At 46.7% G+C, this 14,946-nt stretch carries 21 protein-coding genes; 12 read left to right on the top strand and 9 right to left on the bottom strand.

Annotation, left to right across the window (positions count from 1 at the left end):
- Positions 1-90: 90 nt before the first annotated feature.
- Positions 91-630 (top strand): biotin transporter BioY, encoded by a 540-nt coding sequence (locus BM271_RS09355; protein ID WP_046789483.1) that lies wholly within the window; start codon positions 91-93, stop codon positions 628-630.
- A gap of 33 nt (positions 631-663) precedes the next feature.
- Here the strand turns inward: BM271_RS09355 and BM271_RS09350 are convergent, their stop codons facing one another.
- Positions 664-975, bottom strand: coding sequence for a YuzD family protein (locus tag BM271_RS09350; protein WP_046789484.1), 312 nt, complete (start codon positions 973-975; stop codon positions 664-666).
- Positions 976-1,072: 97 nt separating this feature from the next.
- On the opposite strand from BM271_RS09350, the gene BM271_RS09345 reads away from it, so the two are divergent.
- Entirely contained in the window at positions 1,073-1,315 is a 243-nt protein-coding gene (locus tag BM271_RS09345; RefSeq protein ID WP_046789485.1) for a NifU family protein, read from the top strand.
- 73 nt (positions 1,316-1,388) lie between these two features.
- Here BM271_RS09345 and BM271_RS09340 read toward each other — a convergent pair whose 3' ends face one another.
- Positions 1,389-2,450: an NAD(P)/FAD-dependent oxidoreductase gene (locus BM271_RS09340; RefSeq protein ID WP_046789486.1), complete on the bottom strand. Its 1,062-nt coding sequence runs from the start codon at positions 2,448-2,450 to the stop codon at positions 1,389-1,391.
- Positions 2,451-2,551: 101 nt separating this feature from the next.
- Here BM271_RS09340 and BM271_RS09335 point away from each other — a divergent pair, with 101 nt between their 5' ends.
- The 6 genes from BM271_RS09335 to BM271_RS09310 all read left to right on the top strand — a co-directional run bounded on the left by BM271_RS09335 (position 2,552) and on the right by BM271_RS09310 (position 6,820).
- Entirely contained in the window at positions 2,552-2,815 is a 264-nt protein-coding gene (locus BM271_RS09335) for a YuzB family protein (RefSeq protein WP_046789487.1), read from the top strand.
- A 44-nt stretch (positions 2,816-2,859) separates the two neighbouring features.
- Positions 2,860-3,216 carry a HesB/IscA family protein gene (locus BM271_RS09330; protein ID WP_046789488.1) on the top strand — a complete coding sequence of 119 codons (357 nt, stop codon included), beginning with the start codon at positions 2,860-2,862 and terminating at the stop codon, positions 3,214-3,216.
- Positions 3,217-3,346: 130 nt separating this feature from the next.
- Positions 3,347-4,558, top strand: coding sequence for an NAD(P)/FAD-dependent oxidoreductase (locus tag BM271_RS09325; protein WP_046789489.1), 1,212 nt, complete (start codon positions 3,347-3,349; stop codon positions 4,556-4,558).
- Between the two features lie 71 nt (positions 4,559-4,629).
- Positions 4,630-4,947 (top strand): YuiB family protein, encoded by a 318-nt coding sequence (locus BM271_RS09320; protein ID WP_046789490.1) that lies wholly within the window; start codon positions 4,630-4,632, stop codon positions 4,945-4,947.
- Positions 4,948-4,959: 12 nt separating this feature from the next.
- On the top strand, positions 4,960-6,447 hold the full coding sequence (locus tag BM271_RS09315) for a leucyl aminopeptidase (RefSeq protein WP_046789491.1): 1,488 nt from the start codon (positions 4,960-4,962) through the stop codon (positions 6,445-6,447).
- The gene (locus BM271_RS09310) at positions 6,440-6,820 is read left to right on the top strand and encodes a PaaI family thioesterase (protein ID WP_046789492.1); all 381 of its coding nucleotides are present in this window, start codon (positions 6,440-6,442) and stop codon (positions 6,818-6,820) included. The genes BM271_RS09315 and BM271_RS09310 overlap by 8 nt, the downstream gene beginning before the upstream one ends.
- 84 nt (positions 6,821-6,904) lie before the next feature.
- On the opposite strand, the gene mnhG is transcribed toward BM271_RS09310, so the two are convergent.
- From mnhG to BM271_RS09275, 7 genes are read right to left on the bottom strand one after another with little or no spacing between them, the layout of a single operon-like run.
- The gene (gene mnhG, locus BM271_RS09305) at positions 6,905-7,318 is read right to left on the bottom strand and encodes a monovalent cation/H(+) antiporter subunit G (protein WP_338061315.1); all 414 of its coding nucleotides are present in this window, start codon (positions 7,316-7,318) and stop codon (positions 6,905-6,907) included.
- On the bottom strand, positions 7,311-7,610 hold the full coding sequence (locus BM271_RS09300; RefSeq protein WP_046789493.1) for a Na(+)/H(+) antiporter subunit F1: 300 nt from the start codon (positions 7,608-7,610) through the stop codon (positions 7,311-7,313). Before BM271_RS09300 ends, mnhG begins: the two co-directional genes overlap by 8 nt.
- A complete protein-coding gene (locus BM271_RS09295) occupies positions 7,607-8,086 on the bottom strand; it encodes a Na+/H+ antiporter subunit E (RefSeq protein ID WP_046789494.1) in 480 nt (159 codons plus the stop codon). Before BM271_RS09295 ends, BM271_RS09300 begins: the two co-directional genes overlap by 4 nt.
- A complete protein-coding gene (locus tag BM271_RS09290) occupies positions 8,087-9,580 on the bottom strand; it encodes a Na+/H+ antiporter subunit D (protein WP_046789495.1) in 1,494 nt (497 codons plus the stop codon).
- Positions 9,570-9,911 carry a Na(+)/H(+) antiporter subunit C gene (locus BM271_RS09285; protein ID WP_046789496.1) on the bottom strand — a complete coding sequence of 114 codons (342 nt, stop codon included), beginning with the start codon at positions 9,909-9,911 and terminating at the stop codon, positions 9,570-9,572. Before BM271_RS09285 ends, BM271_RS09290 begins: the two co-directional genes overlap by 11 nt.
- Positions 9,911-10,378: a Na(+)/H(+) antiporter subunit B gene (locus BM271_RS09280; protein WP_046789497.1), complete on the bottom strand. Its 468-nt coding sequence runs from the start codon at positions 10,376-10,378 to the stop codon at positions 9,911-9,913. The genes BM271_RS09285 and BM271_RS09280 overlap by 1 nt, the downstream gene beginning before the upstream one ends.
- Complete coding sequence (locus BM271_RS09275; protein ID WP_046789498.1) at positions 10,347-12,761, bottom strand: Na+/H+ antiporter subunit A; 2,415 nt, start codon at positions 12,759-12,761, stop codon at positions 10,347-10,349. Before BM271_RS09275 ends, BM271_RS09280 begins: the two co-directional genes overlap by 32 nt.
- Before the next feature lie 205 nt (positions 12,762-12,966).
- On the opposite strand from BM271_RS09275, the gene BM271_RS09270 reads away from it, so the two are divergent.
- The 4 genes from BM271_RS09270 to ygs all read left to right on the top strand — a co-directional run bounded on the left by BM271_RS09270 (position 12,967) and on the right by ygs (position 14,933).
- On the top strand, positions 12,967-13,554 hold the full coding sequence (locus BM271_RS09270; RefSeq protein ID WP_046789499.1) for a peptidylprolyl isomerase: 588 nt from the start codon (positions 12,967-12,969) through the stop codon (positions 13,552-13,554).
- Between the two features lie 396 nt (positions 13,555-13,950).
- Positions 13,951-14,154: a hypothetical protein gene (locus BM271_RS09265; protein ID WP_046789500.1), complete on the top strand. Its 204-nt coding sequence runs from the start codon at positions 13,951-13,953 to the stop codon at positions 14,152-14,154.
- Entirely contained in the window at positions 14,135-14,410 is a 276-nt protein-coding gene (locus BM271_RS09260; protein WP_158462219.1) for a DUF1871 family protein, read from the top strand. The genes BM271_RS09265 and BM271_RS09260 overlap by 20 nt, the downstream gene beginning before the upstream one ends.
- A 142-nt stretch (positions 14,411-14,552) precedes the next feature.
- On the top strand, positions 14,553-14,933 hold the full coding sequence (ygs, locus tag BM271_RS09255; protein ID WP_046789502.1) for a S1 domain-containing post-transcriptional regulator Ygs: 381 nt from the start codon (positions 14,553-14,555) through the stop codon (positions 14,931-14,933).
- Positions 14,934-14,946 lie beyond the last annotated feature (13 nt).

Genomic DNA, 14,946 nt, shown 5'->3' with positions numbered 1-14,946 from the left:
GGTTTATTGTAAACTCATTTAATTTAATGGTTAACAATATGGGTGTATAGTGATATGATATCCCTATAATACATAAAAAGGGGACATCACATGAAGACAAAACATATTATCTATGCCGCATTGTTCGCAGCGGTCATTGCAGTTGGCGCACAGATCAGGATACCGATTGGACCGGTGCCGGTCACATTCCAGGTTCCGATGGTACTGTTGGCCGGATTCCTGCTCGGGCCGAAGCTCGGTGCATTGAGTACACTTGTATATATGCTTGTCGGCCTCGCCGGCGTTCCGGTATTTGCAGGAAGCGGCGGCATCGGTTCACTGGTTTCACCGTCATTCGGTTTCATCATCGGATATATTCCAGCGGCATTCATCGCCGGGTTTGGATCGGGTAACAATAAAAGTCTGCTCAAAGCATCAGGTTTCGGCATGCTTGCACTTGCCGTCATCTATATATTCGGTTTCCTGTATTTCGTATTCATCATGAACCAGGTCATCGGCACACCGGTCAGTCTGATCGAAGCACTCATGGTCACAGTGGTGCCGTTCGCCATCAAGGATACGATCATTACAGTGCTGACGGCAATGTTCGCAAGAACACTCTATGCCAGGGGTCTGAGACCGGCCGTATAATGAAACTCCCCTGGCTTCTGCACGGGGGAGTTTTTATGCTGTTTTCGCGTCCATCCATCTCTGGATCGGTTTCAGCTGGACATAGCCGTCCTGGACAATTTCATCGTTGATTGCAACGAGCGGGTAGAAAAGCTCGTCCTCATTTATGCGTTCGATGATGCTCTGATCATAGTCCGAAAGATTTTCATCACGGTCCATATCGATATAATTGAAGTACAGATCATGGTCGGGATATTTTCTGCCCAATACCGCCTGCAGCCAGTCATACGTATCTTTTGAGCCTGGAGCATTGACGCAGCTTGCACACACGACATCACGCCCGTAAACATTCACAACATATTTCATTTTAAACTACTCCTTTCAGATGATGGATTTTTTCTGCTGTATCCATTATAATATAGATACAAGAATTTGCGTATGAATTGATAGGGAGTGAACTGGAATGACAATTGGACAAGATACAATGTTTGAACAGGTTGATGAAGTTTTAGATAAATTGCGCCCGTTTCTGCTTAGGGACGGAGGAGACTGTGAACTCGTGGATGTGGAAGACGGCATCGTGAAGCTCCGCCTTCTTGGGGCGTGCGGTACATGCCCAAGTTCCACAATCACACTTAAAGCAGGCATTGAGCGTGCTTTACTTGAGGAAGTTCCAGGCTTCGTAGAAGTGGAACAGGTTTTCTAAGTGAAATTATTTTGACATAACAAGAGCCCTCAGCAGTTTCTGCAGGGGCTCTTTTCTGTCTTTATGAAAGATCTTAATTATTTCCAAGCTTGTACATCCAGAGTACGCCGCTCTTCAGCATGCGTGCGATGCGGCCTGTGACTGTACGTTCTTTCAGGTAGGCGAAGCCTTCTTTGGAGCCGAGTGATCCGAGTATGCCCTGCATTTTAATCTCAGGCATTTCTCCCGGCAGTTCCCTGCCCTGCAGAATATCATCGATCACTTCTGCTATCTGCTCGGCCTGACCTTCGGCGACCTGCGCGGAGGGCGCATGTTCAAGCGCTGCACAATCACCGACGACGTATACGTTGCGGTAGCCCGGAATCTGATGATACTGATTGAGTTCAACACGTCCGCCGGGACCGAATTCAACCGGAAGGTTGCGTACCACTTCCACAGGCTGGACGCCTGCGGTCCAGACGCACATGTCGACATCGTGGGAATCATTGTTGTTGTAGACTTTGTCTGCTTCGACTTTGACGATGTTTGAATTCGGGATGACTTCCACGTCATTTTCATCGAACCACCTTTTGACATAGGCACTCAGTCTCGCTGGATACATCGGCAATATGCGTTCGCCGCGGTCAAACAGCTTGATTGCGAGATCATTCCTTGATTCGCGGAGTTCACTTGCAATTTCTATGCCGCTGAGTCCGGCACCGACGATGCCGACTGTCGCATTGGGCTTCAGCTGGCCGATCTGTTCGTACGTGGCACGTGATTTTCTGAGTGTCTGGATGCTGAATGTATGTTCGGATGCACCTGGCACATCATGGTACTTGTCAACGCAGCCGAGTCCGATGATGAGCTTGTCATAGTCCAAAGTACCGTGTTCGAGAATGACCCTCCCGTTTTCGATGTCGATTTCTGTGATTGTGTCAAACAGCACTTCCACATTGTCATCATCGGGGAAGTCAACACGTACTTTCTTTTCACTTTTAGTACCTGCAGCAAGTGCATAGTACTCGGTTTTAAGTCCGTGATATGGATTCATATCAACGAGTGTAATGCTGTAACCGGATGGCAGTTTCGGGAGCATGCGCTGGATAAATCGCATGTTGCCATAGCCGCCGCCGAGACAAACTATTTTCTTCATATCAGTACCGCCTTGTTTAGAAATTCTATTATATACAGTATAATAGTTAAAACTGGAAACTACAATGGAAGTTGTAATAATGATCACAGGAGGTGACCGCAATGTTTACATTGGTCGAATTCTGTTCTTCGAACATGCTGAAAGGAACCGGAGAGTTATATCAGACACTTGAGGCAGACCCGGAAATCGATGTCCTCGATTATGGATGTCTCAACAACTGCGGTCTTTGCAGCAAAGCATTTTTCGTTCTGGTCGAAGGCAGGATAGTCAGTGCGACGACTCCCGAAAAACTGCTTGAAAAAATCTATAAAAGAATTGACAAGTTGAAAGAAGAAGAGGAATCATGGTTTGAAGATTTGAGTTAGGAACCCATGGTGATATATAATGGAATAAATGGAGGAGTGATATTATGGCAATTGAATTGACCGAAGGTGCTGCATACGAAGTTCAGGATATGCTCAAAAATAATGACATGCCGGATGGATTCCTCAGATTCAAAGTCCAGGGCGGCGGATGTACCGGTCTGACTTACGGTATGGCTGCTGAAACGGAAAAGCAGGAACGTGATGAAGAATACGAATTTTACGGTGTTAAAGTTCTTGTTGATAAATATGATCTGCCGGTTGTAGACGGCACTGTAATCGACTTCAAACAATCGCTCATGGGCGGAGGCTTTACGATTGAAAACCCAAATGCGTCACTTTCATGCGGATGCGGATCTTCGTTCCGTACGAAACAAGTTGCAGGACAGCCTGAGGATTGTTAATTATTCAGCTTAAATGGCTTGAAATATGTGAAGAAAATCGCTAATATTAGGAGTGACTAATATTAGCGATTTTGATTATGGCTAAAAAAGCATTAAACCATAAATAATTGGAGAGAAAAGGTGACATATAATGAGTTTTGAGCGAAAAAAAATCCTTGTACTGGGTGCGGGATACGCAGGTCTTCAGACAGTTTCAAAATTACAGAAACTGCTGGGTCATCAGGATGCAGACATCACACTTATCAACAAAAATGAATACCATTATGAAGCGACATGGCTCCATGAAACAGCAGCCGGTACGATTGACTGGGAGGACGGAGTCTATCCGGTCAGCAAGGTTGTAGACGCTTCCAAAGTCAAATTCGTCCCTGCAGAAGTGACTGCAATCCATAAGGATGAAAAGCGTGTGGAAACAAACCAGGGTGATTTCGAATACGACATCCTCGTTACAGCACTTGGCTTTGAAAGTGAAACGTTCGGCATTGAAGGTATGGAAGAGCATGCACATTCCATCGTCAGCCCTCAAACTGCTCTTGCTGCACGTCATGAGATCGAGAGGAATTTCGCAAACTATAAAAATTCAGGAGCGGAAAAGGATATTTCCATCCTGGTGGGCGGCGCTGGCTTCACAGGTGTCGAGTTCCTTGGCGAACTTGTGGAAAGCGTCCCTGTGCTGTGTGAAAAATACGGCATCGACTACAGCAAAGTCAACCTGACCTGTGTAGAGGCGGCACCTTCGATGCTGCCGATGTTCCCTGAAAACCTTACAGATTACGCGGTCAAGTATCTGGAAGACCGCGGCGCCAAATTCATGATCGGCACTCCAATTGTGGCGGCGAACGAAGATGGATTTGTCGTTAAAATTGATGATGAAGAACAGCAGCTGGAAGCAAGCAGTGTAATCTGGACTGCGGGCGTCCGCGGAAACAGTCTGATGGAAGAGTCATTCGACGGCGTGAAACGCGGCCGGATCGTTGTAAAGCCTGATCTTACAATCGAAGGCTACGAAGATATCTACGTCATCGGTGACGTGGCGGCAGTAATGAACGGCGAAGGTGACGATGCACGGCCTTACCCGACAACTGCACAGATTGCCATGCAGCTCGGTGAGCACGTTGCCAAAAATATCGAGCTCACTCTTAAAGGAGATAAGAAAGAACCGTTCAAGTATGATGATAAGGGTACTGTATGTTCCCTCGGCTCCAAAGATGGAATCGGAATTGTCATGGGCCGTGAAATCAAAGGCAAGAAAGCAGCCTTCATGAAGCGTGTCATCGATTCAAGGGCAATCCTTAAAATCGGCGGACCAATGCTTGCTTACTCCAAAGGTAAATTTTTCTGATTTAATTGATAAGATCGGCATGGGTATTGATTCAATGCCCATGCCTTTTTTAATATGGAGGCAACAGATTTATGTCAATAGTTCAACTTGTAATATCCATGCTTCTGTTCTTCGTCCTGTTCTACGGCATCAGCTTTTTATTGAACATGATATTGAAAGTGACATGGCTCATGGTCGGCATCTATCCATTCATTGTACTTATGATTGTAGATGGCATTTCGACGGCAGATTATTTTACAGCTACAAAAGAGGCGTTCAGCACATTGGGCACAAAACTGGTAAATCTGTATACTGCAGACATTCTGATGCTGTTAAGCGGACTTGTCGGCACGATACTTGCGGGAATGACGATACGCTACCTCCGCAAGGCAGGATACCAGATGTTCTAAGGGGGAAAAACCATGAAATTCGACTACCGCGAAAACTATACAGTAACAGAAGCACCAATTATAATCGGATTGCCGGCTAATTTCAGAGAGATGGATAATTTCGAGGAAGTGGATACACTTCTAAACGGACTTACCGCACGTATCGTTGAAGAGAAAGTGCTGTCGGCAGAACCGGGTGTGGTCACGACGACAGGCGTAACCATCCAGACGGATTACCGTAAAGTGATTGCTGTGGGACTTGGAGATGCGGCCGGACTGGATCAGACCGATATCCAAAGATATCTGGGAAAGCTGTTTCAATACTTAAAGGATACGGGTACGAAAGAAGGCCAGCTGCTGATGGGTACATTCCCGTATGATCAGGAAAAACTGGCTGAAGCACTCGGACTGATGTCCGTAATCAGCATCTATGAATTTGAATCCTATAAAACGGACCGCGGACCTTTATTCTCAGATGAAGCTGCACTGCTTATTACAGGCAGCAGGGATGTCAGGGAACCGGTCAGCCGTGGTGTCAGACTCGGAGAAAGCATTGCGATGGCACGGAATTTCAGTGAAACACCCCCGAATATCATGACACCGGAACATATGGCGGATAAAGTTGCGGCAATCTTCAAAGACCGCAAATACATCTCGGGCAGGGTGAAAGACGATGAAACGCTGGAAGAGGAAGGCTACGGACTCATTACTGCCGTAGGAAAAGCCTCCAAAGCAAAACCGCGGCTCGTGACGATCGAATACAAGCATCCTTCGGCAGAGTCCTGCAGACCGGTTGCACTTGTCGGCAAGGGTGTGACTTACGATACCGGCGGTTATTCCATCAAATCCAAAACAGGAATGCCCGGTATGAAGTATGACATGAGCGGGGCGGCAAATGTCATCGGCATGATGCATGCAGTGAGTGAGTTGGAACTGCCTGTCCATGTTGTCGGCGTAATTGCTCTCGCTGAGAACATGGTAGACGGCAACGGCATGCGTCCGGATGATGTCTATACATCATACAGCGGCCAGACAGTCGAAGTGAAGAATACGGATGCTGAAGGCCGGCTGGTACTGGGGGACGCCGTATTCCATGCGTCACAGTATTCACCCAGCCTGATCATGGATTTTGCCACGCTGACCGGTGCAGTCGTAGCCGCACTTGGAACAAAGCGTTCAGGCATATTCACTAATAAAAAGCCAGGATTCCTGACGCCTTTCTTTGACATCAGCAGAGAAACGGGCGAAGAGATCTGGCAGCTTCCAATTACGGAAATCGAAGAAAAGAATGTAAAATCCTCAAACATCGCGGATCTGACGAATCACGTCGAGAAACCGGGAAGGGCTTCATTTGCCGCCTGCTTCATCAAACAGTTTGCCAATGGTACACCGTGGGTGCACTTTGACATCGCAGGCACCGGAACAGCATCGAAACGCACACCGTACGGTCCGGCAGGGGCAACAGGCGTGATGATCCATACAGTCGTGAAATACCTGGAAACAGGTGATGTGCATGAGTAGGGCGGAGGGGCTCATCGACCTGCTCGGAATTGAGATTGTACGGGAAGAAAAAGGGCTGATGGTGATGCAGATGCCGGTAACCGAGAAAGTGCTGCAGCCATACGGATATCTCCACGGCGGCGCCAACGTCGTCCTGGCTGAGTCTGCAGCAAGCATCGGTGCCGCCCGTCAGATTGCGGACGATGAAATTACTTTCGGGATGGAAATCAATGCGAACCATCTCAAAACGAAACAAGACGGCATACTCACTGCAACAGCCGGATGCCGGCATCAGGGACGCACTACACAGATCTGGGAAATCGAAATTACAGACGAAGAGGATGATCTCGTATGTCTGTCCAGATGTACGATGGCAGTAAAGAAAAAGAGATAATATCATATAACAGAAAGGGACTCCGCAAGGAGTCTTTTATTTTTGCATAAGAAAACCCCGATCCGTTTTGGACCGGGGATGCGTCTATTTTTCGGGCTCTCTGTTTTCGAGTTCAGGTCTGCGTTTGCCTTCAATGATCACTCTTTCGCCGTGATCATCTTTCGGAGCACCCGTCTCATCACGTTTCAGCTCGTTTAATATTGTCAGCTGATACGGTTCCACATCTGCGTGGAAGGCACTTCTTGAGAGAAGATGTGCTGCAACCGGTGCAGTGATGAAAATGAACAGGACTGCCAGAATCAGCTCAGTATCGACATGTCCTTCTATATACCAGAAATAGAGGAATGTGCCGGTCATCATCATCATGACGCCGAGCGTCGAACTCTTGGATGCCGCGTGGAGTCTCGTATACATATCCGGCAGGCGGATGACACCGACGGCGGCGACGAATCCGAAGAACGCACCGCCGAGTATGAAGAAGGCGATAATGCTACTCATCACTATTTCTATCATATTGGATAATCACGCCTTTCTCCAGGAATTTTGCGAAAGCAATGGTTGCAACGAAAGCAATGATCCCGATCAGCAGTACGACTACGAGCAGGTAGGTTGTCTGAAGCATCATTGCCGTCAGGGCGATCATACCCATAAGCAGGACACCGAATGCATCGAGTGCGACAAGCTTGTCATGAAGTGTCGGTCCCTTGAGCATGCGGTAGACCATGCCGAGCATGGCGAAAGCTAAAACGATGATTGAGAATATAATGACTACGTCAAGGAAAGTGTTCATGGTTTCGCCACCTCTTTGATTTCTTTTTCAAAAGCGTTTTTAATATTTTCGATCTCCTCTTCGGCGCTTCTCATATCCACCCCGTGGATATATATCGTCGAGTGGTCATCGGATATGGCGACCACCACTGTCCCGGGAGTCAGAGTGATCAGCGAAGCCAGCAGTACGACTTCCCAGTCTTCCTCCAGATCGCAGGGGTATGCATAGAACCCGGGATGTACATCAATTTTTGGACTGAGTACGATTTTGACGACATCAATATTTGCTTTCACCATTTCTATTATGAAGATGAAGAACAACTTGACGATGCGCCAGACGCGTTTGACGTAAAAGGAACCGGGCAGGAAGCTGCGCAACAGGAATACCGCGACAAGTCCCATGATATAGCCGGTAGTGAATGATGCAACGCTGAATTCAGAACCCATGAACATCCAGACTACGGCAAGGAATAGGTTGATCAGTATTTGTAATGGCATCTATTCCACCTCCGTTAAATAGCTGGCATAAGATGCCGGATCATGGAATGATGATGCGGCCATCTCAAAGAATGGATAAAGGAAATCTGCTGCAAGGCCGAAAGTTACGGATACGATGACGAGTCCGATGGAGGAGAAGAGCAGCTTATCACTCTTAATTGGCTTCAATGTGCTGAAGTCCATTTCTTCCCTCCAGAAAACATTCATGAATATGCGTACAACCGACACGAGTACGGCCAGACTCGAAACAAGTACAATGATGCCGGCGATGTAATGGTCGTTGTCAAAAGCGGACTGCACGATGAAGAATTTGCCGTAGAATCCTGACAGCGGCGGTACACCTGCAAGTGCAAAGCCTGCGACAAGGAACATCCATCCGGTGACCGGATGTTTCCTGATCAGTCCGCCAAGCCGTTCGGAGTCGGCCTTTCCCGTCCGGTATATGATGAAGCCGACGAGCATGAACAGTGCAGCTTTGATGATCATATCATGGATGAGATAATACATCGCACCGATGGTGCCCACTTCATCCATTAATGAGAAGCCGACAAGGATGATGCCGACAGCAATCAGAATGTTGTATATGATGACTTTCTTCATGTCCGTGTATGCCATTGCACCGACAGAGCCGAGTATGATTGTCAGCAGTGCCAGAAGTAGCAGTGCCTGATGGGTGAATGCCTGGTTGTCTATGAAGAACAGGCTGTAAGTCCGGGCAATTGCGTAAATGCCGACCTTTGTCAGCAGGGCGCCGAACAATGCAATGACGGGCATCGGCGGTGCGTAATAGGAGCCCGGCAGCCAGAAGAACAACGGGAATACCCCTGCTTTCGTCGCAAAGACGAACATAAATACTACGGCGATGATCGTCATGATTACGAGACTGCCGTCATAATCCTCGAGCTTAAGGTAAATATCCGCCATGTTGAGTGAACCTGTGACGGAATAAAGATAAGCGACGCCGAGGACGAAGAAGTTCGACGATATCATGTTGACCAGCAGGTATTTGAATCCTTCCTGCAGCTGTATCTTGGTTCCTCCGAGCGTAATCAGTACATACGAAGCAAGCAGGAATACTTCGAAGAATACGAACATGTTGAATATGTCCCCGGTGGAGAATGCACCGTTCACACCGGCAATCATGAACATGACCATTACATAGTAATAGTATCTCTCCCTCTCGATTCCAATTGACTGGAATGAGTAGACGACGACTGCAAATGTAATGATCGATGTGGTCAGCAGCAGCAGTGCGGATGCCATATCGATAACAACGTTGATTCCGAAGGGAGCCATCCAGTCACCGATGTAGGTGACCATTGTGCCGTTCTGAAAAACATGTGCCACAATCCATATGGCTGCAAGTATCATAAGGAGTCCTGATATGCCGGAGACGACTCTGTGCATCACCGGGCGTTTTCCCATGAACAACATGATGATCCCGGCAAAGATTGGGATCATTATCGGTAATAAAGCTAATATATTAGTCGTCATGTGGAACTCCTTTCATTTCTTCTACGTTATCTGTGCCGATTTCCTTGTACATTCTCAGTGCAAGTACAAGGATGAAGGCGGTAAGTGCAAAGGCGATGACAATTGCTGTGAGAATCATTGCCTGCGGCAGAGGATCGGTATAGTTGGATACTTCCGGATCCAGTACCGGCACGTTGCCCCTTTTCAGCTCTCCCATGGTCAGCAGCATCAGATGGACACCATGTGACAGAAGCGCTGTACCGATGATGATCCTGATCAGGCTTTTTGAGAGCATCAGATACACGGAGGAGCCGATCAGGATACCGCTTATAATAATCGTTATCAGTTCCATCAGGCATCCTCCTCTGCTATGAGCTTGATCATGAGGAGGGCCGAGCCTGCAACAGTCAGGAATACCCCGATATCAAAGATTACTGCAGAATGCAGTGCCACTTCGCCGAATACAGGCACATTGACGTATGTGTGCTGGTGGGTGAAGAACGGTGTGCCAAAAAAGAATGACAGTGTCGGCAGTACAGCAGCGAACGCCAGTCCCACCGCAATCAGTAGTCTAAAATCGATCGGAATCACCTTTTCGACGGTTTTCTGATCAAATGCAATCAGCAGAAGGATGATTGCAGCAGCTGCGAGCAGTCCGCCGACGAAACCGCCGCCCGGTGTATAATGCCCGGCAAAAAATAATTTGAAAGCGAACAGGATGATGATGAAAAATACTACTTTAGCAGTAAACTGTAAGAAAACATCATGGACCTGTTTTTGTACCTTGTTATATCCTGCTTTCTTCAGCGTGCTCTTCATTGTCCTCATCCTTTCTCTTTAATTTCAATTTCATCAATCCGTATATGCCAATGCCGGCAATAGCGAATACGAATGTTTCAAATAAAGTATCAAATCCACGGAAATCGACAAGTATAACGTTTACCATGTTGCCGCCGGCCGCCAGATCATAGACGTTTTCAATGTGAAATTCACTGATGGGCTCGAAAAGGCGGTTTGAAAACGCAGACAGGCCAATTACAATGGCAAGTACACCCACACCGAGTGAGATGATGAAATTCGTAAATTTGAATCTCATGCGCTCTTCATGCCTGCTCTTCTTTGGAAGGTGGTAGAAACATACCAGGAAGAGTGCCGTCGTTACTGTTTCTATCGCAAGCTGTGTCAGAGCCAGGTCAGGTGCTCTGAAGAAGACGAAGAACAGTGCCATCGAGAAACCGATGGAGCCGAGCATTATGATGGCCACCATGCGTGAACGGGTGATCAGTATGACCGCCGTTGCAATGAGGACGATAAGGCTCAGTATGACTTCCTGTATCCCGACAGATGCAAAATTGCTGAAATCCATGTGGAGACCGGTGTTCATCAGCGTAATGAGACCCATCAGGATGAAGAATCCGAAGATATATACCAGATAGTTCCGGATGTAGCCTGTCATATAGCCGTCAGTGATCTTCTGTGAGCCGATGCGGCTGTACATGAGTCCCTGGTCATACAGGTAATTGAGTGTAAATGCTTCTTTATGATAGTCGTATATGAACATCCACTTATCCTTAAAGTAGAACATTACCGAACCGATGATGACGATGGCGATTGTCGCCCACAGTGCAGGATTGGCAAAACCATGCCACATTGCAAGATGGGTGCCAAGCGGGGCATCACTGGCCATGATGCTCATTGCCGCCGGATCGATGATTGTGGCTGACAGGATATTCGGGAACAGCCCGAATACAATGACAAGCAGGGAAAGTATCGCCGGTGAAATAAGCATGAGCGCAGGTGCTTCATGCGGTTCTTTCGGCGTATTATGCGTACGTTCGCCGAAGAAAATGCCGTAAATGATCAGAATAGAGTAGATGAAAGTGAAAATACTTCCCACGATCGCAACCAGCGGGATGAGGAAGTCGACACTCGCCATCGCTCCAAAGTCAGCGTTCAATACAGTGATCATTGCTTCCAGGAACAACTCCTTCGAAAGGAAGCCGTTGAATGGCGGAAGACCTGCCATTGACAGTGCTGTGATGACCGTCATCGTAAACGAAATCGGCATGATGGTAAGGAGGCCGCCGAGGCGTTTCATGCTCCTTGTACCCGTCTCGTGATCGACGATGCCGGTAATCATGAATAATGCACCTTTAAAAGTTGCATGGTTGATTGTATGGAATACAGCCGCAACAACTGCAACTGTGAACAGTTCGTCATTTGCACCTGTAGCCAGGCTCAGGGCACCGAGCCCCAGTAAGGACATGATGAGGCCAAGCTGGGAGACGGTGGAGAATGCGAGAACTGCTTTTAGATCGTCTTTCCTTATGGCATTGAAGGATGCCCACGTCATTGTGAACAGCCCGACGATCAGGATCGTCCACACCCAGAGGTTTGAGAATGCAAACAATGGTGTAAAACGGGCAACAAGATAGATTCCCGCTTTGACCATAGTGGCAGAGTGCAGATACGCACTGACTGGTGTAGGTGCCTCCATGGCATCCGGAAGCCAGATGTAGAATGGGAACTGTGCGGATTTTGTGAAAGCACCGAACAGGATGAGCACGATGGCAAATGGTGTAAGCGGACTTTCCTGTATCATCGGCAGAGCGTCGATCATCCCTCTGATACTGAATGTATCTGTAATCAGATAGAGGGTGATGAATCCACCGAGCATTAGGAAGCCGCCGAACATTGTAATGATCATCGATTTCAGGGCACCATACAGTGAGCGGTCACGTGTGTTCCAGAATGCGATGAGCAGAAAACTGGAGATTGAAGTCAATTCCCAGAAAAGGTAGAGCATGACTACGTTGTCATTGAGCACGATACCGAGCATGGCAGTCATGAACATGAGAAGGTAGACATAGAAGTTACCCAGGTTTTCTTTAGTGGAAAGGTAACCGATTGAATATAGGACGACAAGCGCCCCGATTCCTGATATAAGTATGGCGAACAGCAGTCCAAGACCATCTATGTAAACATCGAAATTCATCCCGATCCGCGGCATGAACTGCATTGTTTCATATATCACTTGCCCGTTCATTACCCGGGGGATCAGAGTAAACAAGTAGATAACAATCAGGAGTGGTACAGGCAGGACGAACCAGCCCAGGTGTATACGTCTGTAATACCTGTAAAGAACGCCGATGCCAATGGCGGCAATGACAGGCAGCAGAATCGCCAGATGTATTAACGTCACTGTGTGACCTCCTTCGTTATTGTACAAATCTTTGCACATTATATGATAAATTATACATGAAACATCAGGTTAAATAAATGTATAGGGTTTGAAAATAATTAAAATAACTGTATAGTATAAATAGGAATAAAGGCATTTGGCGTCACAAAATTTTCATATTTTTATTTATAAAACTGAAACGTTTGAAATTTTTAGGAGGATTAAAATGGCATTTCCACAATTGACCAATGAACTGCAGGAAAACGAGATTAAAGCGGTCATCCATACGAACCATGGAGACGTAAGCGTAAAACTTTTCAAGGACATCGCTCCGAAAACAGTAGAAAACTTTACAACACATGCGAAAAACGGCTACTATGACGGTCAGATTTTCCACCGTGTAATAAAGGATTTCATGATCCAGGGCGGCGACCCGACAGGCACAGGAATGGGCGGTGAAAGTATCTACGGCGGATCATTCGAGGATGAATTCTCGACAGAAGCATTCAATCTTTACGGCGCACTGTCAATGGCCAATGCAGGCCCGGGCACAAACGGCAGCCAGTTCTTCATCGTACAGCTGAAAGAAGTGCCATCCCAGATGCTCACGCAGCTGGAAGGTGCAGGCTATCCTGCAGAAATTATTGAAGCATATACTAAAAACGGCGGCACACCATGGCTCGACCAGCGTCATACAGTATTCGGCCATGTCATCGAAGGATATGACATCGTGGAAAAAATTGCAGCAGTCGAAACAGGTGCTCAGGACCGTCCGGTGGAAGACGTAGTCATCGAAAATATCGAAGTACAGTAATATAGAAGAGATTGATCCATCTAATGATGGAATGGGAGCAAAACCTTTCGGGGATTTGCTCTTTTTTGGTGATTTTATGGAATGCGGTGATTTGTGTTACGAAGGCCGATATTTGTATTTGTCGGCCTCCATTATGGAAACCGTGGCCGATAAATGTGTTTACCGGCCTCCGTGCAGAAGTAGTGGCCTGTCTCCGGCATAACCAGGAATGTTATGCAACAGAGGTTTTGCTGATTTGGATAACACGGATATCATCTTTACTGCACATTTATACTTCGATTTCAACAATTTAGTGCTGAAACGATCACAAAATAGTCACTAATATTGCCAAACTGCATAAGACACGGCGGGAGATTCTTTGTTATAATCTATTGAGATAAAGGTGAGTGATTAACTATGATGGAGTTTCTGTATTTCCCGGAAGATAAGACTGAATATATCCCGGCTTTTTTGGCTTTGGCAATCTGTATCCTTTTGGCATACATTGCGTTTCGCATAGTTAAAAAATATTCCCGGAAACAGGAAGAGAAGATGAAGGCATTTGAACAGCAGGTGCTGAAACGGCTGGATGAGGAAGAAAATGATGAGTCCAGAAGGTAACGTCGAGTTATACAGGCTGCTGAAAAACTGGAATCCCCTGGATTTAGAGCTGGCAGGCAGAGACGCTTTCGACTTTGATGCTGAAATTTACGACAGCATGGATGTGCTCTTCAAGTACGAAGGTAATATGGAAAAGGCAGGTTTTGGAATCCAGGATATTTTCCATTTCTCTTTTGAAGAAACGATTCCGATGGACCGCATCCGGCCGATTGTAATGGAAGCTTTTAAAATCATTGAATTATATAAAGAACCCTGACCGCAGGCGGTGCTTTCACAAAGAAGTGCTGTACTGCGGTTTTTTCTGTCTGAAATCACCCGGCAATGATTAGATAATCATTATTTAATATGATAAAATAAGCAGTGCGTATGTACTACCGAAAGTAAGCGGGGTAATATAAGTGGCAAAAAAATATCGGAAAGGCCAGTTCGTAAAAGTTAAAGTGACTGGCATCCAGCCGTATGGCGCTTTTGTCAAAACCCCTGATAATCAAGAAGGACTTATTCATATTTCGGAAGTGATGAACGATTATGTCCATGATGTAAACCAGTTTCTATCCAAAGGTCAGATTGTCAAAGCGAAAATTTTAAGCGTGGACAAACACGGCAAACTGAATCTCACTTTAAAAGAGAATGAATACTTTAAGAGTGAGGAAAAGAAGCGGGACAGGCGGTCTGTTTTGGAGCAGATCAGGGAAACGGAGAAATATGGATTCGAATCCATCAGACAAAAGATGCCGGAATGGATCGAAGAGGCTAAGAAAGAACTTAAAGGAAAATGATTCCGTCTCTCTT

Source organism: Salinicoccus halodurans (assembly GCF_900114445.1).
In the GTDB taxonomy this organism is placed as follows: domain Bacteria; phylum Bacillota; class Bacilli; order Staphylococcales; family Salinicoccaceae; genus Salinicoccus; species Salinicoccus halodurans.
This window is presented reverse-complemented; position numbering and strand designations above follow the sequence as displayed.